This is a genomic window from Amycolatopsis rifamycinica, assembly GCF_000695625.1.
GTDB lineage: Bacteria > Actinomycetota > Actinomycetes > Mycobacteriales > Pseudonocardiaceae > Amycolatopsis > Amycolatopsis rifamycinica.
Genome location: NZ_JMQI01000031.1, coordinates 18,950 through 36,315, shown reverse-complemented (window position 1 = coordinate 36,315; position 17,366 = coordinate 18,950). Strand labels below are relative to the sequence as shown.

At 72.8% G+C, this 17,366-nt stretch carries 23 protein-coding genes; 9 read left to right on the top strand and 14 right to left on the bottom strand.

All coding sequences use genetic code 11. The features are described from left to right. Positions 1 to 30: 30 nt before the first annotated feature. A complete protein-coding gene (locus DV20_RS17115; protein ID WP_043781371.1) occupies positions 31 to 1,521 on the bottom strand; it encodes an ArnT family glycosyltransferase in 1,491 nt (496 codons plus the stop codon). A gap of 40 nt (positions 1,522 to 1,561) precedes the next feature. Then, positions 1,562 to 2,887 carry a type III PLP-dependent enzyme domain-containing protein gene (locus DV20_RS17110; RefSeq protein ID WP_043781370.1) on the bottom strand — a complete coding sequence of 442 codons (1,326 nt, stop codon included), beginning with the start codon at positions 2,885 to 2,887 and terminating at the stop codon, positions 1,562 to 1,564. Between the two features lie 81 nt (positions 2,888 to 2,968). Here DV20_RS17110 and DV20_RS17105 point away from each other — a divergent pair, with 81 nt between their 5' ends. Continuing rightward, the gene (locus DV20_RS17105) at positions 2,969 to 3,871 is read left to right on the top strand and encodes a LysR family transcriptional regulator (protein WP_043781368.1); all 903 of its coding nucleotides are present in this window, start codon (positions 2,969 to 2,971) and stop codon (positions 3,869 to 3,871) included. Here the strand turns inward: DV20_RS17105 and DV20_RS17100 are convergent. Both DV20_RS17100 and DV20_RS17095 read right to left on the bottom strand, forming a co-directional pair. Next, positions 3,837 to 4,391, bottom strand: coding sequence for a hypothetical protein (locus DV20_RS17100; protein ID WP_043781364.1), 555 nt, complete (start codon positions 4,389 to 4,391; stop codon positions 3,837 to 3,839). The genes DV20_RS17105 and DV20_RS17100 overlap by 35 nt on opposite strands. Positions 4,392 to 4,417: 26 nt before the next feature. Continuing rightward, complete coding sequence (locus tag DV20_RS17095) at positions 4,418 to 5,707, bottom strand: NAD(P)/FAD-dependent oxidoreductase (protein ID WP_043781362.1); 1,290 nt, start codon at positions 5,705 to 5,707, stop codon at positions 4,418 to 4,420. Positions 5,708 to 5,877: 170 nt separating this feature from the next. On the opposite strand from DV20_RS17095, the gene DV20_RS17090 reads away from it, so the two are divergent. Beyond that, entirely contained in the window at positions 5,878 to 6,246 is a 369-nt protein-coding gene (locus tag DV20_RS17090) for an STAS domain-containing protein (RefSeq protein ID WP_043781360.1), read from the top strand. 61 nt (positions 6,247 to 6,307) lie between these two features. Here DV20_RS17090 and DV20_RS17085 read toward each other — a convergent pair whose 3' ends face one another. From DV20_RS17085 to DV20_RS17075, 3 genes are read right to left on the bottom strand one after another with little or no spacing between them, the layout of a single operon-like run. Beyond that, positions 6,308 to 6,574 carry a DUF4235 domain-containing protein gene (locus DV20_RS17085; RefSeq protein ID WP_043781359.1) on the bottom strand — a complete coding sequence of 89 codons (267 nt, stop codon included), beginning with the start codon at positions 6,572 to 6,574 and terminating at the stop codon, positions 6,308 to 6,310. Beyond that, positions 6,571 to 6,876, bottom strand: a complete 306-nt coding sequence (locus tag DV20_RS17080; protein WP_043781356.1) for a DUF3618 domain-containing protein — start codon at positions 6,874 to 6,876, stop codon at positions 6,571 to 6,573. Before DV20_RS17080 ends, DV20_RS17085 begins: the two co-directional genes overlap by 4 nt. Further along, entirely contained in the window at positions 6,873 to 7,286 is a 414-nt protein-coding gene (locus DV20_RS17075; RefSeq protein ID WP_043781354.1) for a phage holin family protein, read from the bottom strand. Before DV20_RS17075 ends, DV20_RS17080 begins: the two co-directional genes overlap by 4 nt. Before the next feature lie 119 nt (positions 7,287 to 7,405). Here DV20_RS17075 and DV20_RS17070 point away from each other — a divergent pair, with 119 nt between their 5' ends. The 3 genes from DV20_RS17070 (at position 7,406) to DV20_RS17060 (ending at position 9,331) form a co-directional block, all read left to right on the top strand. Continuing rightward, positions 7,406 to 7,867 (top strand): SRPBCC family protein, encoded by a 462-nt coding sequence (locus DV20_RS17070; protein WP_043781350.1) that lies wholly within the window; start codon positions 7,406 to 7,408, stop codon positions 7,865 to 7,867. A gap of 87 nt (positions 7,868 to 7,954) precedes the next feature. Next, positions 7,955 to 8,794, top strand: coding sequence for an aldo/keto reductase (locus DV20_RS17065; protein ID WP_043781347.1), 840 nt, complete (start codon positions 7,955 to 7,957; stop codon positions 8,792 to 8,794). 69 nt (positions 8,795 to 8,863) lie between these two features. Further along, a complete protein-coding gene (locus tag DV20_RS17060; protein WP_043781345.1) occupies positions 8,864 to 9,331 on the top strand; it encodes a hypothetical protein in 468 nt (155 codons plus the stop codon). Positions 9,332 to 9,389: 58 nt separating this feature from the next. On the opposite strand, the gene DV20_RS17055 is transcribed toward DV20_RS17060, so the two are convergent. Next, positions 9,390 to 10,190: a GAF and ANTAR domain-containing protein gene (locus tag DV20_RS17055; protein WP_043781344.1), complete on the bottom strand. Its 801-nt coding sequence runs from the start codon at positions 10,188 to 10,190 to the stop codon at positions 9,390 to 9,392. A 41-nt stretch (positions 10,191 to 10,231) separates the two neighbouring features. Then, entirely contained in the window at positions 10,232 to 10,753 is a 522-nt protein-coding gene (locus tag DV20_RS17050; RefSeq protein WP_043781341.1) for a hemerythrin domain-containing protein, read from the bottom strand. A gap of 155 nt (positions 10,754 to 10,908) precedes the next feature. On the opposite strand from DV20_RS17050, the gene DV20_RS17045 reads away from it, so the two are divergent. Beyond that, positions 10,909 to 12,426, top strand: coding sequence for a CYTH and CHAD domain-containing protein (locus DV20_RS17045; RefSeq protein WP_043781337.1), 1,518 nt, complete (start codon positions 10,909 to 10,911; stop codon positions 12,424 to 12,426). A 178-nt stretch (positions 12,427 to 12,604) separates the two neighbouring features. Here the strand turns inward: DV20_RS17045 and DV20_RS17040 are convergent, their stop codons facing one another. The 3 genes from DV20_RS17040 to DV20_RS17030 form a co-directional block, all read right to left on the bottom strand. After that, positions 12,605 to 13,396 (bottom strand): SigB/SigF/SigG family RNA polymerase sigma factor, encoded by a 792-nt coding sequence (locus DV20_RS17040; RefSeq protein WP_043781333.1) that lies wholly within the window; start codon positions 13,394 to 13,396, stop codon positions 12,605 to 12,607. Beyond that, positions 13,393 to 13,842 carry an ATP-binding protein gene (locus tag DV20_RS17035; protein WP_043781331.1) on the bottom strand — a complete coding sequence of 150 codons (450 nt, stop codon included), beginning with the start codon at positions 13,840 to 13,842 and terminating at the stop codon, positions 13,393 to 13,395. The genes DV20_RS17040 and DV20_RS17035 overlap by 4 nt, the downstream gene beginning before the upstream one ends. A gap of 62 nt (positions 13,843 to 13,904) precedes the next feature. Further along, complete coding sequence (locus DV20_RS17030) at positions 13,905 to 14,234, bottom strand: hypothetical protein (protein ID WP_043781329.1); 330 nt, start codon at positions 14,232 to 14,234, stop codon at positions 13,905 to 13,907. 120 nt (positions 14,235 to 14,354) lie between these two features. Here DV20_RS17030 and DV20_RS17025 point away from each other — a divergent pair, with 120 nt between their 5' ends. Beyond that, a complete protein-coding gene (locus tag DV20_RS17025) occupies positions 14,355 to 15,320 on the top strand; it encodes a TIGR03557 family F420-dependent LLM class oxidoreductase (protein ID WP_043781326.1) in 966 nt (321 codons plus the stop codon). An 11-nt stretch (positions 15,321 to 15,331) separates the two neighbouring features. On the opposite strand, the gene DV20_RS17020 is transcribed toward DV20_RS17025, so the two are convergent. Then, on the bottom strand, positions 15,332 to 15,697 hold the full coding sequence (locus DV20_RS17020; protein ID WP_043781324.1) for an STAS domain-containing protein: 366 nt from the start codon (positions 15,695 to 15,697) through the stop codon (positions 15,332 to 15,334). Positions 15,698 to 15,988: 291 nt separating this feature from the next. On the opposite strand from DV20_RS17020, the gene DV20_RS17015 reads away from it, so the two are divergent. Continuing rightward, a complete protein-coding gene (locus DV20_RS17015) occupies positions 15,989 to 16,720 on the top strand; it encodes an ANTAR domain-containing response regulator (protein WP_043781322.1) in 732 nt (243 codons plus the stop codon). 40 nt (positions 16,721 to 16,760) lie between these two features. On the opposite strand, the gene DV20_RS17010 is transcribed toward DV20_RS17015, so the two are convergent. Then, positions 16,761 to 16,973 carry a hypothetical protein gene (locus DV20_RS17010; RefSeq protein WP_043781319.1) on the bottom strand — a complete coding sequence of 71 codons (213 nt, stop codon included), beginning with the start codon at positions 16,971 to 16,973 and terminating at the stop codon, positions 16,761 to 16,763. Between the two features lie 181 nt (positions 16,974 to 17,154). On the opposite strand from DV20_RS17010, the gene DV20_RS17005 reads away from it, so the two are divergent. After that, on the top strand, positions 17,155 to 17,352 hold the full coding sequence (locus DV20_RS17005) for a hypothetical protein (RefSeq protein WP_043781316.1): 198 nt from the start codon (positions 17,155 to 17,157) through the stop codon (positions 17,350 to 17,352). Positions 17,353 to 17,366 lie beyond the last annotated feature (14 nt).

Genomic DNA, 17,366 nt, shown 5'->3' with positions numbered 1-17,366 from the left:
CCCGAGAGTAGCGCGAAAGGGACGAACCGATCAGTAGAAGCGGCGCAGCCGCGGCCACGCCTGCGACCACGGCCGCGTCAGCGTGCACAGCGAGAGCGGGACGCCGTTTTCCTCGTTGTCGACGCCATCGGCGTTGTGATGCTTGGCGACCGTGCGGCACCCGGTGATCAGCCGGGCGGCGGGGGAGGCCGGGTCGGTCCGCCCGACGAGCAGCACCGGCCCGACCAGCCGGTCCGGCGGCGGCCCCCAGTCGGCGTAGGACATGTGGGGCGAGTACGGCCGCGGCAGCCCGCGCTCGGGACCGTAGCGTTCGATCGCCCCGGCCTCGCCGTAGTTGCCCGCGAGGATGACCGCGGTGTCCCGCTCGCCGTCGGGGATCCGCGCCCACGCCCCGGCGACGCTGTCGGCGAACTCGGGCCAGCCGACCTGCTCGCCCGCGTCCTGGTTGACCGCCAGCACGGGGCCCAGCGCCGACGGCGGCAGCACGGGGAGCCCGGCGAGGACGGACACGGCCGCGCACACCGCGGCGGCCGCGCCCGAGAGCACCCGGCGCGGCGCGCGGCCGCGTTTCAGCCACCGCAGCACCGGCTCGGCGCCGAGGGCCAGCAGTGGCAGCAGCAACGGCGCCGCGTAGTACGGCTTCCCGCCCAGGACGAGCAGCTCGGCGCAGACCACCGGATACGCGATCGCCAGCGCCCGGGCCCAGCGCAGGCCCGCCTCCCGCCACGGCCGCACGAGCCCGGCGATCCACACGGGCGCCAGCGCGGGGGAGAGGTAGGCCAGCTGCAGCGGCACGAACCCGGCGCGGTTCTCCGCGCCGTCGTCCTCGCTGATCCCGCCGGCGACGGTCAGCATCGGCCAGTCGTGCGAGATCTGCCAGAGCACCGTCGGCGTCACCAGGAGGGCGGCGATCGCGATCCCCGCCGCGAGCCACCGGCTCCGCAGCACCCCGCGCGGCCCGGCGACGGCCACGCCGACGCCGAGGCCGGACAGCAGGAGCAGGACCAGCCACTTGTTCGCCAGGCCGAGCCCGGCGCCGGCGCCGACCGCGAGCCACCACCGGCCGTCTCCGGTGCGCAGCAGCCGCAGGCCGGACAGCGCGATCAGCGACCACAGCAGCACGTCCGCGCTGGTGGTGGCCAGCAGGTGCGACACCACCAGCACGAAGGTCGACGAGGCCGTCGCGATCGCGGTGAACAGCTGGACACCCCGGCCACCGCCGAATTCGCGGGCGATGAGGGCGACGACCACCACGGTCGCCATCCCGAGCAGCGTCGCGACGACCCGCAACCCCATCGGGGTCTCGCCGAACAACGCCGTCGACGCGCGGGCCAGCCACGGGGTGATCGGCGGGTTGTCGACGTACCCCCAGTCGGGCCGGTGGCCCGCGGCGATGAAGTACAGCTCGTCGCGGTGGAAGCCGTAGCGGCCGGACAGCGCGGTCAGCACGGCCGCTTGGACGGCGACGACGATCCCCACCGGCGGCGCGGCGAACCGCGGCAGCCCCCGATCCGGCCCCATGACAGCCTCCCCTCGGCGTGCCCGGATCGTACGCGGCCGATCAAGCCTCCGGGAGCGCTCCTAGGAATTCGCCGCCCGCGTCGGCGACCAGTTCGGCGAGGGTCTGCGCGCGGCGCAGCGGCGTGAACGCGACGTCGCCGCTCGGCGAGACGGTGAACCCGTACACCGCCGGGCGCGGCAGCGTGTTGTAGGCGTAGTGCGCGCCGAAGTAGTACGCGCCGGTGTCGTGGGCGACGACGAGGTCGCCCGGTTCGAGCAGCGGCAGCGGCCGCTGCCGGGCGAGGAGGTCGCCGGCGAAGCACAGGGGACCGGCGATGTCCTGGGGGACCTCGGGCCCGGTCTTCGGGGTACCGGTCGCGTCGAACGCGCCGATCCGCAGCGGCCAGTGCTCCGGCTGGAGCACCGTGCGCGCCGCCACCTGGCCGCCCGCGTGCGTCACGGCGATGTGCCGTCCGCCCGCGACCTTCGTGTACTCGACCGCGCTGACCAGGAAGCCGCTCTTCGCCAGCAGGGACCGGCCGAACTCGGTGACGAACGCGTAGCGCCCGTCGGCCAGCGCCGGGACCCGATCCAGCAGCGTCGCGACATAGCCCGCGTAGGTCGGGCCCGGCTCGTCGGAGGTGAAGTCCACCGGCAGTCCGCCGCCCAGGTCCAGGCTGGTCACCTGCCGGTACCCGGCTTCGGCGTTGATCTCCTCGGCGAGTTCGTGCACCGCCGCGACACCTTCGGCCATCAGCTCCGGCGGGCAGCCCTGCGAGCCGACGTGGACGTGCAGCCGCGTCAGCCACGGCCGGTGCGCGAAGGACTCGAGCAGCAGCCCCCGGTTTCCGTGGTCCCGCAACGGGATGCCGAACTTGGACCCGGTCGTGGCGGTGCTGGTGTCGCCGATCCGGCCCGCCCCGACCTGCGGGTTGATCCGCACGCCCAGCACCGATTCCGGGGTCGCGCCGACCAGCCGGTCGAGCCGGGCGAGCTCCTGGAAGCTGTCGGCGTTGACCGCGGTGCCCTCGGCCAGTGCGTGGGCGAGCTCGGCGGTCGTCTTGGCGGGGGAGTCGAGCACCAGCCGCGGCCCGCGCAGGCCCGCGGCTTCGGCGACCGCCGTCTCGCCCGGGCTGGCCACCTCGGCGTCGATCCCGAGGTCGCCGAGGAACCGCAGGAGGGGCGCCAGGCCGCACGCCTTGGCGGCGACCGTGTGCTGGACGCGCCCGAGCGGGGCGAACGCCTCCGTCAGCTCTTCGACGGCTTCCCGGACACCGGCCAGGTCGACGAAGCCGGCCATCGGGTCGGCGAGCCGCCGGTCCGCCGCGGCGGCGAGGGCGAGCAGCCTGCGGTCGGTGCGGGTCAGGGGCGCGCTGGTCGTGGTCATGGGTCAAGGACAGCAGCGGGCGGGCGGGCCGGTCCAAGACTTCGTCCCGATCAAGTCATAGGACCGCCCTATAATCGCTGCGTGGACCTGCGCCGATGGCACTACTTCGCCGTGCTCGCCGAGGAGATGCATTTCACGAAGGCGGCCGCTCGGCTGTTCGTGTCCCAGCCGTCGCTGAGCCAGCAGATCCGCGCCTTCGAAGCGGACCTCGGCGTCGCCCTGCTCGACCGGACGGGTCCGCGGTTCGCGTTGACCGGCGCCGGGCGGGTGGCCGCCGCCGAGGCGCGTGAGCTGCTCGATCGGCTGGACCGGGCCCGCGGCGCGATCGCCGCGGCCGGCCGGGGCGACGCGGGGCGGCTGCGGATCGCCTACACGCGCTCGGCGCCCGGGCCACTGGCCGGTGACCTGGTCGCGGCCTACCGCGAGCGCCACCCGGACGTCGAACTCGCCCTGGAAACGGGCTGGACCAGCCTGAACCTGGCCCGGCTGGCGGCGGGGGAGATCGACGCCGGATTCGTGCGGCCGCCGGTCACCGCCCCGGGGATCGAGGTCGCGGTGGTCGGCTCGGAGGAGGTCCTGCTGGCGCTGCCCTCGGGGCACCCGCTCGCCCGCCGGCGCGGCCGGGTGCCGCGGGCCGCGATCGCCGCCGAGCCAGTGGTGTTCTGGCCGCGGGAGAACGGCCCGGGGCAGTACGACGCGATCAGCGGCCAGGTCTGGCCGGGCGGGCTGCCGCCGATCGTCCGCGAAGAACCGGAGGACGAGCAGCTGATGCGGGCGGTCGCCGAGGGCGCGGGCCTGGCCGCGGTCCCGGAACACCGGGCCCGGGCCCTGCGGCGCCGCGGCGTGGTGCTGAAGCGGCTGGAAGACCCGCCCCCGAGGATCGACCTGGGCCTGGCCTGGCGGGCCGGCCCGGCGTCCCCGGCGGTGCGGGCCTTCGTCGACCTGGCCGTCAGTGCTCGCCGAGGGCCGACCGCACCGCCGTGACGACGTCGGGGTGCCCGAGCGGCAGCGGCGGCGGGACGCGGTCCTCGGGGCTCTCGGTGCTCGACGCGACCACCCGCACGTCCGTGCCCGCCTCGCGCAGCTTGGAGACGACGTCGTCGTGTTCGGCCAGCCAGGCGTCGTTGGCCTCGGCCGCGTCGCCGGAGGCGAGGAAGGCGTCCGAAGCCGGGTCGACCAGCAGCAGGTGCGTGGCCGCGCCCGGGTGCCGCTCCACGAGCTGGAGCGCCTCCGCCGCGAAGGGACCGCTGGCCACCACGGCGATCTCCGGGTCGCCGGGGCCGGCGTCGCCGAGGAGGTCGTCGGCTTCGGTCAGGGCGCCGCCGGCGGGCACCCGGCACCAGAAGACCGCGCGCTTGTCCGCCAGCGGCCGCCAGGTCGCGGGCAGCTCGTCGTGCTTCGCGGCGCCGGCCGGGTCGAGGACGATCACCTTGGGCCCTGACGGGTCTCCGGCGGTCACCACGGACGGGCCTTCGGAACGGGCGGGTTCGGGTTCGGCGGGCATGCGTTCTCCTTGACAGACGGGATCTTTCAACGACGGGGGAGTTCCGGGCTGTCGGTGTCGAGCGGCACCGCACCGGAACGGACGAGTCCCAATTGGACGGTCTGGCGGCCGGTCAGCGTCTCCAGCAGCCAGTCGGCGGCCGTGCGCACCCGGTTGCCCGGCATCGCCATCAGGTGGTAGCCGCGCGTGACGGCCTTCGCCGGCCGTCCGGACAGCGGGATGTGCAGCGGGTTGGCCGCGGCGGCGCCGGCCCCGAGGTCGACGACGAAGCCGAGGTCGTGGTGGCGGTAGGTGCCGGGGCGGCCGTACCCGAGCGACGCCGCCACGTTGCGCCCGGCGAGCTTGCCCTGCCGCTCGGCGTGCTGCGCGGTCATCGCGGTGTACTGGCCGGGACGGGTGAGATCGGGCACCGCGGCCGCGTCGCCGCAGGCGAACACGTCGTCGCGGCCCGGCACGGCGAGCTGCTCGGTGACCACGAGCCTGCCCTTCGCGGTCTCGAGCCCGAGGCCGGCCACCAGCGGGTCCGGCCGCACGCCGACGCACCACACGAGGGTGCGGGCCGGCACGGCGTCCCCGTTCGTCAGCGTGACGCCCTTGGCGTCGGCGTGGTCGACCGAGGTCTTCATCAGCACCTCGACCCCGCGGGAGCGCAGCACCTCGTCGGCGGTGCGGCCGAGCCGCCCGTCGAGCTCGGGCAGCACCCGCTCGGCGACGTCGAGCAGCAGCCAGCGGATCCGCTGCCGGGCCAGCTCGGGGTGGCGCGCGGCGAGCGCCGCGGTGAACGCGGGACCCTGCGCGGCGACCTCGGTGCCGGTGTAGCCGGCGCCGACCACCACGAACGTGCAGCGGGCGTCGCGTTCGGCCGGGTCTTCGGCCGCGGCGGCCAGTTCGATCTGCCGGGTGATGTGGTCGCGCAGGTACAGCGCCTCCGGGACGCCCCGGAACCCGTGCGCGTGCTCCGGGACGCCGGGAATCGGCAACAGCTTGTTGACGCTGCCCGCGGCCAGCACCAGCCGGTCGTACCCGATCCGGTGTTGGTTGTCCTCGGGGTCGGTGTAGGTGACGTGGCGGGCCTCGAAGTCCACGCCGGTGGCCACCCCGAGCACCAGGCGCACCCCGCGCAGGGTTTCGGGAATCGAAACCGTCACCCGCCGCGGGTCCAGGATCCCGGCCGCGACTTCGGGCAGCAACGGCAGGTAGAGGAAGTAATCCGTGGGGTTCAGCACGACGACTTCGATGTCCTCGCCGGCTTCCTTCCGCAGGCTTTTCGCCGCGTGGTAACCGGCGAAACCACCGCCGACGATCACGACACGCATGGAGCTCCCTCCGGGCCGGATTTCCGTCCCGAACGGATTACCCGAGGCCGGAGCCGGGAAACCCGCGGGGTTGACCTCACCGCACAGGGGCGTACGGTCAGGGGTGTTGGCTGTTGTTCAGACACGTGCTCCGGTCAGCGCCCCTGCACCGCTGAACCATAGGGAGCGCCATGAACGACTGTTTCCGCACGATCTACGAACCTTCCGGCCTGACCGTCACCACGACCGGGCGACCGGGCGGCATCACCGTCCTCACCCTGGTCGGCGACATCGACGCCGCCACGGTCGGCACGCTGGACGAAGCCCTGGCCACCGATGGCCGGCTGGTCGTCGACCTGAGCCGGGTGGCCTTCCTCAGCTGCGCCGGGGTCCGGTCGCTGCTGCGGGCGAACGCCCGCACCGAACTCGCCGTCGTGCTCGGCGGCCACTCCGTCACCCGGTCGCTCGAAGCCACGGGCGCCGACCTGATGCTGAAGATCCATCCCCGCGTCGGCGCCGCGCTCGCCGGCCTCGCCCTCGAGCCCGGCCGGGAGGCGTGACCGCCCCGCGGCCACCCCTCCCGCCGTCCACTGTGTACCGCGGCCGGTCGTCGTCCCGCGGTCAGTCGTCGCCCGGCCAGTCGCCGGTGGCCTTGCGGTAGCCGACCGCGCCGGCCCGCTCGGTGGCGGCCTTGACCGCACCGAAGATCGCTCCCTGCACCGCCGCCGCGATGACCACCTGCCGCCAGGTGTAGTCGCGGTCGGTGGCGTCGGGGGCGTCGTCTTCCCCGGCCACGCGGCTCCAGACCTGCTTGAAGACCTGGCCGGCGAGGACGCCGCCCAGGGCACCCACCACCCAGCTCAGCGGCTTGTAGAGCGCTTTGTTCACGAGTTCCTCCGGCGCAGGATCAGGCGGATCAGGATGACCAGGCCCAGCACGCCGGCGAAGACCGGCAGCGGGTTGGCGCGGACGGCGTCGGCGCCCTGGCGGAATTTGACCGCGGTCGGCTCGTTCGTCACGTCGGCGACCTTCGCGGTCGCCTGGTCGAGTTTCTCGTCGACGTTTTCCTTGACCCGGGTCTTGACGTCGAGCTTCTGCCCGAGCGCCTCCAGGGTCTCGGTGAGCTCTTCCCGGGTGGCGTCCCGGTCGAGCCGCGCCTCTTCGGCGTTCTTCGGGAAGTTTCCGCTCATGTCCGCACTCCCTGCTTCACGGTCGCCACGTCTTCGCGGACGCCGCTGATCGCTTCTTCGGGTACCGGCGGCACCCCCTGCGTCACTTCCTTCTTCCCGACCAGCGCCGCGATCCCGGCGACCACGAACAGCGCGACCGCGACGATCACCGCCGCCAGCCAGCCGGGCACGACCAGCGCGAGCGCCAGCACCGCGGCCGCGACCAGCGTGCCGGCGCCGAGGAAGGCGAACAGCCCCGCCGCGCCGAACAACCCGGCGCCGAGGCCCATTTTCTTGCCCTTGCGCTGCAGTTCGAAGACCGCGAGCCGCATCTCGTCCCGGACGAGCCGCTTGACTTCGTCGGTCAGGTCCGTCACCAGCTCGCCGATCGAGCGGTCGGCCGCCGGTGTCTTGTTCGCTTCTTCGATCACCGAACACCTCCTCTGCCTGGTCGCCGTGTACCCGGACCCGTCGGTGGTCAATCGCGCCGGGTTTGACCCCCGCTGCACCGGGTAGCCGAATTGAGCCATCCATCGACGAGGAGGAGTGCATGAGCACGATCACCGAAATCGTGGACGTGGAAGTCCCCGTTTCGACCGCGTACAACCAGTGGACGCAGTTCGAGGAATTCCCGAAGTTCATGGAGGGCGTCGAAGAAATCCGCCAGCTGGACGCCACCCGCACCCACTGGGTGACGCGGTTCGGTGGCGTGACGCGCGAATTCGACGCGACGATCACCGAGCAGCACCCCGACGAGCGGGTCGCCTGGACGTCGGACTCCGGTCCCGACCACGCCGGGGTCATCACCTTCCACCGGCTGGACGACTCGCACACGCGGGTGACTGCCCAGATGGACATCGATCCGGAGGGCTTCGCCGAGAACGTCGCCGACAAGCTCGGTGTGCTCGACCGCCGGGTGAAGGGCGACCTCAAGCGGTTCAAGGAGTTCATCGAGCAGCGCGGCCGGGAGACCGGCGGCTGGCGCGGTGACGTGGCCCGCCCGGGGCAGTAACCCGTCCGGGGAGAGTTCGCGCGGCGGGTCGGGGATCACCCGCCCCGCCGCGTTTCACGTCCCGGGACCGCCGGGTAGGCGGTAGCCATGACGACCACCACTGCCGGCGTTCCCACCGTGGAACTGAACAACGGCGTGCGGATCCCGCAGCTCGGGTTCGGCGTTTTCCAGATCCCGCCCGAGGAAACCGCCCAGGCCGTGCGGACGGCCCTGGAAACGGGGTACCGCCACATCGACACCGCGCAGATGTACCGCAACGAGGCCGGGGTCGCCGCCGGGATCGCGGACTCCGGCGTGGCCCGCGAAGACGTGTTCGTCACGACGAAGCTGGCGAACGACGCGCACGGGCACGACAACGCGATCACCGCGCTCGAAGGCAGCCTGCGCCGGCTCGGCTTCGACTACGTCGACCTCTACCTGATCCACTGGCCGTTGCCGGCCAAGGACACGTTCGTCCGGACGTGGCAGGGCTTCGAAGACATCCTGCGGGCGGGCAAGGCGCGCGCCGTCGGCGTGTCGAACTTCCAGCCCGCCCACCTCGACCGGCTCGCCGAAGAGACGTCCCTGGTGCCCGCGGTCAACCAGATCGAGCTGCACCCGGCGTTGCAGCAGGCGCCGCTGCGCGACTACCACCAGGCGCACGGCATCGCCACCGAGGCGTGGAGCCCGCTGGCGCAGGCCGCCGTCCTCGGCGACCCGGTGCTCACCGGCCTGGCGGAGAAGCACGGGCGGACGGCCGCGCAGGTCGTGCTGCGCTGGCACGTCCAGCTCGGGAACATCGTGTTCCCGAAGTCGGCCTCGCCGGACCGGATGCGCCAGAACCTCGACGTCTTCGGCTTCGAGCTCGACGACGAGGACATGGCCGAAATCGGCCGGCTCGACGAGGGCCGCCGCACCGGGCCGGATCCGGACGCCTTCACGGGGTGACGGCGGCGTTTCCCTGCGCGACCTGCCGGGTATTCCTCCGGCAAGGTCCCCCAGGAAGGAGCGTCCGGCATGACCACGAACGCGTACCTGTCGTTCCTCGCGATCGGCATTGCGCTGGTCCTGATAGACGGGCAGATCATCTACCGCAGCGGCCGCCGGTACCTGGAGAACTCCTACGGCGACCCGGCGGCGGGCGCTTCGATGACCCGCCTGGTCACGGTGTTGTTCCACCTCGCGACGCTGGGGGTGCTGGCGCTCCTCTCGACCATCGAGATGGGTGGCAGCGACCTGCCCGGCGTGGTCGGGCGGATCGGTGTCCTGCTGCTGATCCTCGCCCTGGCCCACGCGATCACCCTCGGCGTCCTGGCCCGCATCCGCGGGGAGCAGGAGGTCGAGGCGGTCGTCCAGCGCGGTCCCCGGCCGCGGGTGGAGCCGGAGCAGCAGGGCACCACGGTCACCCCGGTGCCGGGCCAGGACGGCCGGTACCCGACGGCCAGCCCGTCGCTGGAAAACCGGTCCCCGTACTCCGCCCAGTAATCCGGCACCCCCCGCGGAAGCGGCACTTTCCCGGTGAAAGTGCCGCTTCCGGCGTGTCTCAGGCCTCGGCGGCCGGCAGGTCCACCTCGGTGTGCCGGGTGGCGAGGGTCTTCGCCAGATCGGCGAGCTTGACGTTGAGCTCCTGGGACGCGCGGCGCAGCACGTCGAACGCCTCGTCGGCGGTGATCCCGCGCCGCTGCATCAGGATGCCCTTCGCCTGGCCGATGACGTCGCGGCTGTCGACCGCCCGGCGCAGGTGCGCGGCCTCCAGCTCGGCCGAGGCCACGGCGTGGGTGTGGGCCAGCGCCAGTGACGCGTGGGTGGCCAGCAGCAGCGCGAGGTCGATCGCCCGCGCGTCGAACGCGCCCGGCCTGCGGGAGTAGATGTTGAGCGCGCCGGACAGCCGCGGCAGCCGGGCGTCCGGGAGCAGGGCCGTGGCCAGCACCGAGTGGTAGCCGTGGCGGGCGGCGGCCGGGCCGAACGCGGGCCAGCGCGCGTCCCCGCCGAGGTCCGGCGACCAGCCGACGGCCGGGCCGTCGGGGCGGGCCGACTCCACGCACGGGCCTTCGCCGTGGTCGTACTGCACCTGATCGAGCCGCTCGGCGACCGGGTCCGTCCCGACCGGGGTGTGGAAGGTGCCGTCGGCGTCCCGCAGGGTGACGCTGACCAGGTCGGCGTCCGGGACGAGCGCGGCCGCCGCGCCGACGACGAGCTTCAGCACGCCGCCGACGGTCGGCGTCGCGTCGAGCAGGGTCTGCGTGAGCTGGGCGAACTGGGCCGCCAGCAGACCCGGCGCCGGCTCACCGTCCGGCCCGAACCCGGCCCGTTCCCGGGCCCATTCCTCTTCGCCGACGCTCATGGGTGCTCGCTGCCTTCCGGATCGGGGTGCCGACCCCTCATTCAACCCGATGCGGGCGTGCGCAGGGCGGCACGGGCCCGGTCGACGAACCCCGGCCCCGGCCACAGCTGGTCGGCCTGGGGCACGCGGTCGGCGAGATCCGGGTGCGGCAGCGTCGGGGCGGCCTCCCGGCTGTCCAGGACCGCTTCGCCCAGTTCGGCCCGCCGCTCGGGGGAGCAGGTGCGCCGGATCTCGGCCACGGCCGCGGGGCCCTCCTCGCGGACGTGCCGCCGGACGGCGCGGATCAGCCCGCCCAGCAGGCGCTCGAACCGCGTCTCCTGCGGTCCCGCGCCTTCGAGCTCGCGCATCAGGCCGTCCGCTTCGGCGAGATCGCCGTCTTCGCCGAGGTAGGGCTCTTCGGCGACGGAGTGCCGGACCAGCTCCGCGACCAGGTGGTCGGCGAGGTCCTTGCGGTTCTCCGGGCTGCCCTGGCCGAGCTCGAGCTCGGTGCAGAGCCGGTCGAGCTCGCGGTGGTCGCCGTCGAGGACGGTCGTCAGGTCGGTTGCGGGCGGGTGGCCGTTCATGCACTCTCCTGGTCCGGACGCGGGCCGGCACTCCGGGTTTCGGAGTTCCGGGGGTTCGAAAGACGGGATACCCGCCGCTCCGGCGCCGAATCCCGTGTCGGCCGCGGGCGGCTCGGGTATCCCTACGGCGAACCCGGCCCCAAGGAGGAAGACCCATGGCAGCGCCGTCCGCGGTGACCGAGCGCGAACGCAAGTACGAGATCGTCGCGGGCAGCGGCGTGCCCCGCCTGGTCGGCGTCGCCGGCGTCGAAACCCAGGACGATCCGGTCGAGCACGTCCTCGACGCGTCCTACTACGACACGGCGACGTTCCGGCTGGCCCGCAGCGGCATCACGCTGCGGCGGCGCGTCGGCGGCCCCGACGCCGGCTGGCACCTGAAGCTCCCGGTGTCGGCCGACGAACGGCAGGAACTGCAGCTGCCGCTCGGCGGCGACCCGCACAAGGTGCCCGGCCGGCTGAGGCGCCTGGTCCGGGCGTACACGCTGGGGGAGAAGCTGGTGCCGATCGCGCGCCTGCGCACCGACCGGTTCGCCCACCGGCTCGCCGGCGCCGACGGCCGCACGGTGGCGACCCTCACCGACGACCACGTGACCGGCGAAGCGGGTGGGGAGAGCGCGCGGCTGGACGAGTGGCGTGAACTGGAACTCGAACTGGACCCCGACGCCGAGCCCGGGCTGCTCGCGGAGTTCGACCGGGCCCTGACCGAGGCCGGTGCCTCGGCGTCGCCGTGGCCGTCGAAGCTGCGCCGCCTGATCGGTGACCGGGTCCCGGCACCGCGGCGGCCGGGGAAGAAGCCGTCCGCGGGGGACGTCGTGCTGGTGGCGTTGCACGAGCACTACGGCCGGTTGCGCCGGGCCGACGTCGGGGTGCGGCTGGATGTCGAGGATTCGGTGCACCAGATGCGTGTCGCGATCCGGAAGCTGCGGAGCACGCTTCGCACCTTCGGCTCGGTCGTCGACAAGCGGGAGACCGCGGCTCTTGCGAGCGAGCTGCAGTGGCTCGGTCGTCAGTTGTCGCCGGCCAGGGACACCGAGGTCACCGAGGCGCGGCTGCGGGAGGAGCTCGATGCCCTGCCTTCGGAGCTGGTGTTCGGGCCGTTGCGGCAGTTCCTCACCCGTCATTTCGCCCGGGAAGCCGAGGAAGGGCGGACTCGTGCGCTGGCTGCCCTGACCGGTAAGCGGTACTTGCGGCTGTTGCGTGCGCTGGACGCCCTGCTGGCTGATCCCCCGCTGACCGCCGAGGCGCGGAAGCCGGCGAAGGCCGGTCTGCGCAAGCCGCTGCGGAAGGCCGCGAAGAAGCTCAGCCGGGCGGAGGCTGCTGCTCGGGGGCTGAGCGGGGATGAGCTGGGGGTGGCTTTGCACGAGGTGCGCAAGAAGGCGAAGCAGGCCCGGTATGCCGCCGACACCGTGAAGTCGGTGTACGGGAAGAAGGTCCGGGTGTGGCGGGGGAACGTCAAGGCCGTGCAGAGCACGCTGGGGGAGCACCAGGACACCGTGGTCGGGCGGGATGTGCTGCGTCATCTGGCGATCGCCGCGCATGGTGAGGGGCAGAACGGGTTCACCTTCGGGATGCTCTACGCGCGGGATGCCGGGCGGGCGGAACGGCTGCGCGAGAAGTTCCGGCGGCAGTGGCGGCGGCTGCGGAAGGGGGACCGGCCCGGGTGGCTGGGATGAACCTCGTTCCGGGGTGCGCGCCGCCGGAGCTGGTTCTGCCGAGGTGATTCCGCAAGCCCGGTACGCGGCCGCTGATGCGGCCGCGTACCCCGGGCCGGCAAGGCTGCCCGCAGAACGCGACCGATCACCTGGAGGGGTATCTCCACCTCGACCGCCGCCGGGAAGGCGGCCGTCGCCGCTAGCCTTCGCCGGTGAGCTTGCCGCGGAGCTGCTCCAACGTCTGCGACAGCAGGCGGGACACGTGCATCTGGGAAATCCCGACCCGGTCGGCGATCTGGGTCTGGGTCAAGCCGCCGAAGAAGCGCATCACCAGGATGGCCCGCTCTCGCTTCGGCAGTTCCTGCAGCAACGGCTGGAGCGCCTCGTGGTTTTCCACCATCGCCATCTCGTGGTCCGGTTCCCCCATGGTGTCCGCCAGTGACAACGCCTCGGCGTCGTCGTGCACCGGCTTGTCGACCGACAGGGCCTGGTACGCGTTGCCCGCCAGCAGGCCTTCGCGGACCTCGTCGACGTCCAGGTTCAGGTGCTCCGCCAGCTCGGTCGGGGTGGGGGCGCGGCCCAGGCGCTGGGAGAGCACCGCCGAGCCCTGGCTCAGCGAAAGGTGCAGCTCCTTCAGGCGGCGAGGGACGCGGACGGACCAGCCGGTGTCGCGGAAGTGCCTGCGGACCTCGCCCATGATCGTCGGGACCGCGAAGGACAGGAAGTCGTGGCCGCGGGTGGGGTCGAACCGGTCGACCGCGTTGATCAGGCCGATGCGGGCCACCTGGACCAGGTCCTCGCGGGGCTCGCCGCGACCGGAAAACCGGGTGGCGATGTGCTCGGCCAGCGGGAGGAGCTCCGTGACGAGCTTGCTCCGGACGACGTCCCGCCGCGGGTCGCCGGGCTCGAGGGTGCCCAGCTCCTCGAAGAGGGGTTCGCAGTGGGCGTATTCGTCCGGGCGGTGGAGGAGGGTTTTCCGCTCGCTGCTCACGCGCTCGTTCCCGGGTTGAGCACCAGCTCGATCGTGACGATGCCCGCCCCTTCGCCGGGAAGCGCGTCGCAGTGGGCGGTCACCGACCGGCTCAGGGTGGTCAGGACGTGCCAGCCGAACGTGCGGTCGCTCGGTGGCCGCGGGTCGCTCGACCGGGTGGAAACGATGACGTGCAGGCCGTCGGGGGCCAGGCGGAAGCGGCACTGCAGCTGGGAGCCGAGCTCGGCCAGCTGGACGAGCTGCGCGCACGCTTCGTCGACCGCCATCTTGGCGTCGGCGATGGCGTCCAGCCCGAAGTCCGCGCGCGAGACCACCCCGTGCGTGAGCATCCGGACCAGCGGGATCTGCTCCGCCATCGCGGGGAGCCGCAGCTCGACGAGTTCGTCGAGCAGCTCGTCGACGGTCGGCTTGCCGCCGAACGAGCTGTCGCTTCGAGTTTCTTCCATGCGCGAGGTACTACCCATCCGGTGTAATGCTGACACTTCGTGATCAGGGATTTCGGGTTTGGTCACCGGCCCAGCGCCCGTTCGAGTTCCTTCTTGGTCATCTTCGAGCGGCCGTCGATGTTCTTCTTCTTCGCTTCGTTGTAGAGCTGGTCCTTCGTCGGGCCCCCGGGGCCCTTGCGGTTGCCGGACCGCTCGCCGCCGCGCTGCTGGGGCGAGCGGTCCTTGAGCGACGTCTTGCTCGCCTGCCGCGACTCACCCGACTGGGCGCGGTTCTTGTTCACCGTGCGTGCCGCGATCTCCTTCGCGCGCCCGGTGCTCGCCCCGCGGTCCTCGGCCGAGTCCTTGATGTGCTCGTACTGGCGCTCGCGCTTGCCGCTCCACGACTGAGGCATGCCCGCTCCCTTCTTCTCGCGCGGGGATTACCCACTCGATCAGGGGGCAAACATCACGACCGTGGGGGTTACCGTGCGCGGACCACGGGTAACCGGAGAGCCGACCGAGAGGAGGCGCCGATGCGGATCGGCTACACCCTGATGACCGAGCAGGCGGGCCCGGGAGACCTGGTCCGGTTCGCGGCCGGGGCGGAACGGGCCGGCTTCGACTTCGAGGTCATGAGCGACCACTACTCGCCCTGGCTGGACGAGCAGGGCCACGCACCCTACGCCTGGGCCGTGCTGGGCGCGGTCACCCAGGTGACCGAGCGCGCCGAGCTGATGACCTACGTGACCTGCCCGACCATGCGCTACCACCCGGCGGTGGTGGCCCAGAAGGCGGCGACCGTGCAGGCGCTGTCCGGCGGCCGGTTCACCCTCGGCCTCGGGGCAGGGGAGAACCTCAACGAGCACGTCGTCGGCCGCGGCTGGCCGCCGGCGAACGTCCGGCACGAAATGCTCGCCGAGGCCGTGCAGATCATCGGCGGCCTGTTCGACGGCGGCTACTTCGACTACGAGGGCAAGCACTTCCGCGTCGACTCGGCGAAGCTGTGGGACCTGCCGGAGAAGCGGACGCCGATCGGCGTCGCGGTGTCCGGTTCGCAGTCGGTCCGGCGGTTCGCCCCGGTCGCCGACGCCATGATCGCCGTCGAACCGAAGGCGGAGCTGTCCCAGGAGTGGGACGCGACGAAGCTCGGCGGCGAGCCCAGCCGCAAGATCGGGCAGCTGCCGGTGTCGTGGGGCACCGACCGCGATGCCGCGGTGAAGCGCGCGCACGAGCAGTTCCGCTGGTTCGCCGGCGGCTGGAAGGTCAACGCCGAGCTGCCGGGACCGGCCGGGTTCGCCGGGGCGACGCAGTTCGTCCGCGAGGAGGACGTCGCCGGCTCGATCCCGTGCGGCCCGGACATCGCCCCGATCGCCGAAGCGGTGCAGGAGTTCGAGAAGGCGGGCTTCACCGATGTGGCGCTGGTCCAGATCGGCGGTGACCAGCAGGAAGGCTTCCTCGACTTCGCCGAGAAGGAGCTGCTCCCGGCGTTGCGCGGCTAGCACCACGCCGGTCAGGCCGGCGCGGGGGCGGGCTGGTGTCCGGTGAGCGTGAGACGCCGGTCCGCCCCGGTCACCCGCAGCGCCCGCCGGACGATCGGGTTGGCCCCGGTGACCACCAGCAGTTCGGTGCCGGCTTGCGCGGCCTGCAGCGCGGCGTGCAGCAGCACCCGGATCCCGGCCACGCCGAGGAAGTCCACTCGGGACAGGTCGACCGTCAGCCGCTCCGGCCTCGCCCACAGGCGATCGGTGAGGAGGGTGCCCAGGTCGACGGCCGTCGCGCTGTCGAGATCGCCGCGGGCGGTGACGAGGACCGCGTGCTGGGCGGGCCACGCGGTGCGCAGCCGGAGGCCGGGATGCCGGGCTCGGGGGAGGTTCATGCCGTTCGCCACCGTCCTGGTGCGGCGCGGCAGCGGCGCCGCGCTCGGGGGGTTGGAGCGGCTGCTGGTTGAACCGTGCTCCTGAGCCTAACCCCGCGCTCACCACTCGCAACCGTCGTTGCTCCGAACGGGCGTGCGGCACGCCGCCGTGGTGACCGCTCGTGCCCGGCGTGATCGGGATGCAGTAATCTCGCGCTGGACCCGTTAAAGCGCTAGCGGCCCACTAGTGGCGCGCGCCCGGGTCCTCCCTGGTTGAGAGCGCCCTGTCGAACGAGGAGGGGCGTCACCAGGATGACGGGCGGCCAGGAGCAGCTCACCGCGCGGCTGGACGAAGTCACGCTCGCGATGGAGTCGCTGACGGCGATGCTGGACAGCGAGCTCGACCTCGGCCGGATGCTCCAGGCCGTGTGCGACCACGTCGTGCAGGTGGTTCCGGGAGCCGACATGGCCAGCATCACCCTGGTGCGCGACGGGGTGCCGGAGACGGTGGCCAGCACCGACCAGCGGGCGGTGAACTTCGACCGCGAGCAGTACCGCGTCGGCGACGGGCCGTGCCTGCGCGCCGCCGAAACCGGCCAGCCGGTCCGCGTCGGCGTCGGCGCGGTCGGGGACCTGTGGCCGCAGTTCGTGACGGCGGCCGAGCGGCTGGGCGTGGCGAGCTTCCTCGCGGCGCCGCTGACGGTGGACGACGACATGACCGGCGCGGTGAACCTGTTCGGCTTCGGCGAGCACGGCTTCAGCGAGCTGGGCACGAAGATCCTCGAGCTCTACACGGCGACGGTGGTGTTCGGCCTCCGCAGCGCCCGGCGCTACCTCGCGGCCCGCGAGCTGATCGACCAGCTCAACCGGGCACTCGAGACCCGCGCGGTGATCGACCAGGCCAAGGGGATCCTGATGGCGGCGCACCGGATCACGGCGGAGGAAGCGTTCCAGCGCCTGGTCAAGCGGTCCCAGGACGGCAACCGCAAGCTCCACGAGGTGGCGGCGGAGTTCGTCGCCGCGGTGGCGACGACCACGGCCTGAACCGCGGCTCAGGTGCGGGCGGGCTCGGCGGGTGGGGTGGTCAGCCGGCGGGGACCTCGTCCGGCGGGGCTTCGGACTCGAGCGGTGCCGGGTCGGGGCGCGGCTTGCTGCGCTGGCACGTCGTGCAGACCAGGGTGCGGCCGAGGATCGTGCCGTCGTCGGCGACCACCTGGGCCACGTGCATCGTGGGGAACCCGCAGACCTCGCACGGCAGCGAGCCGTCTTCGCGGCTGATGCGGAGCTGGGTGCCCATCAAGCCTCCTGCTGTGACGTGGATCTCACCACCTTGCCCGTGTCCGGGCCCCGGACCGGCTGAATTCACCCGTTCGGCCCAGCCGGGCTCTTTCTTCGTGACTCCTTCGGTGACGTCGGTGTCGCCTGCGGTGATCCTGGGTAATCCGCCCGCGAACGCACTGCCGGAGGGGAGCGAACCCATGCGAGACAAGCGCAACGATCTGCGGCCGGTGTCGGACCTGCTGGCCGACGGCGGGGACCCGGCGGAACTGGAGCGCACGCGCCGCAAGGCCGCGCTGGCCGTGGCGGCGCGGGCCAAGGACCCGGAGGACTGCGCGCGGCTGCTGGACATGCTCGGGCTGCACCGGAGCAGCCGCCGCGACAGCGACGTCGCCTGAGGCGAGGAGGACGT

Excerpts from the sequence above, each read along its gene's own strand:
- DV20_RS17115 (WP_043781371.1), bottom strand. The coding sequence starts at position 1,521 with ATGGGGCCGGATCGGGGGCTGCCGCGGTTCGCCGCGCCGCCGGTGGGG.
- DV20_RS17110 (WP_043781370.1), bottom strand. The coding sequence starts at position 2,887 with ATGACCACGACCAGCGCGCCCCTGACCCGCACCGACCGCAGGCTGCTC.
- DV20_RS17100 (WP_043781364.1), bottom strand. The coding sequence starts at position 4,391 with ATGCCCGCCGAACCCGAACCCGCCCGTTCCGAAGGCCCGTCCGTGGTG.
- DV20_RS17095 (WP_043781362.1), bottom strand. The coding sequence starts at position 5,707 with ATGCGTGTCGTGATCGTCGGCGGTGGTTTCGCCGGTTACCACGCGGCG.
- DV20_RS17090 (WP_043781360.1), top strand. The coding sequence starts at position 5,878 with ATGAACGACTGTTTCCGCACGATCTACGAACCTTCCGGCCTGACCGTC.
- DV20_RS17080 (WP_043781356.1), bottom strand. The coding sequence starts at position 6,876 with ATGAGCGGAAACTTCCCGAAGAACGCCGAAGAGGCGCGGCTCGACCGG.
- DV20_RS17070 (WP_043781350.1), top strand. The coding sequence starts at position 7,406 with ATGAGCACGATCACCGAAATCGTGGACGTGGAAGTCCCCGTTTCGACC.
- DV20_RS17065 (WP_043781347.1), top strand. The coding sequence starts at position 7,955 with ATGACGACCACCACTGCCGGCGTTCCCACCGTGGAACTGAACAACGGC.
- DV20_RS17060 (WP_043781345.1), top strand. The coding sequence starts at position 8,864 with ATGACCACGAACGCGTACCTGTCGTTCCTCGCGATCGGCATTGCGCTG.
- DV20_RS17055 (WP_043781344.1), bottom strand. The coding sequence starts at position 10,190 with ATGAGCGTCGGCGAAGAGGAATGGGCCCGGGAACGGGCCGGGTTCGGG.
- DV20_RS17050 (WP_043781341.1), bottom strand. The coding sequence starts at position 10,753 with ATGAACGGCCACCCGCCCGCAACCGACCTGACGACCGTCCTCGACGGC.
- DV20_RS17045 (WP_043781337.1), top strand. The coding sequence starts at position 10,909 with ATGGCAGCGCCGTCCGCGGTGACCGAGCGCGAACGCAAGTACGAGATC.
- DV20_RS17035 (WP_043781331.1), bottom strand. The coding sequence starts at position 13,842 with ATGGAAGAAACTCGAAGCGACAGCTCGTTCGGCGGCAAGCCGACCGTC.
- DV20_RS17030 (WP_043781329.1), bottom strand. The coding sequence starts at position 14,234 with ATGCCTCAGTCGTGGAGCGGCAAGCGCGAGCGCCAGTACGAGCACATC.
- DV20_RS17025 (WP_043781326.1), top strand. The coding sequence starts at position 14,355 with ATGCGGATCGGCTACACCCTGATGACCGAGCAGGCGGGCCCGGGAGAC.
- DV20_RS17020 (WP_043781324.1), bottom strand. The coding sequence starts at position 15,697 with ATGAACCTCCCCCGAGCCCGGCATCCCGGCCTCCGGCTGCGCACCGCG.
- DV20_RS17015 (WP_043781322.1), top strand. The coding sequence starts at position 15,989 with ATGACGGGCGGCCAGGAGCAGCTCACCGCGCGGCTGGACGAAGTCACG.
- DV20_RS17010 (WP_043781319.1), bottom strand. The coding sequence starts at position 16,973 with ATGGGCACCCAGCTCCGCATCAGCCGCGAAGACGGCTCGCTGCCGTGC.
- DV20_RS17005 (WP_043781316.1), top strand. The coding sequence starts at position 17,155 with ATGCGAGACAAGCGCAACGATCTGCGGCCGGTGTCGGACCTGCTGGCC.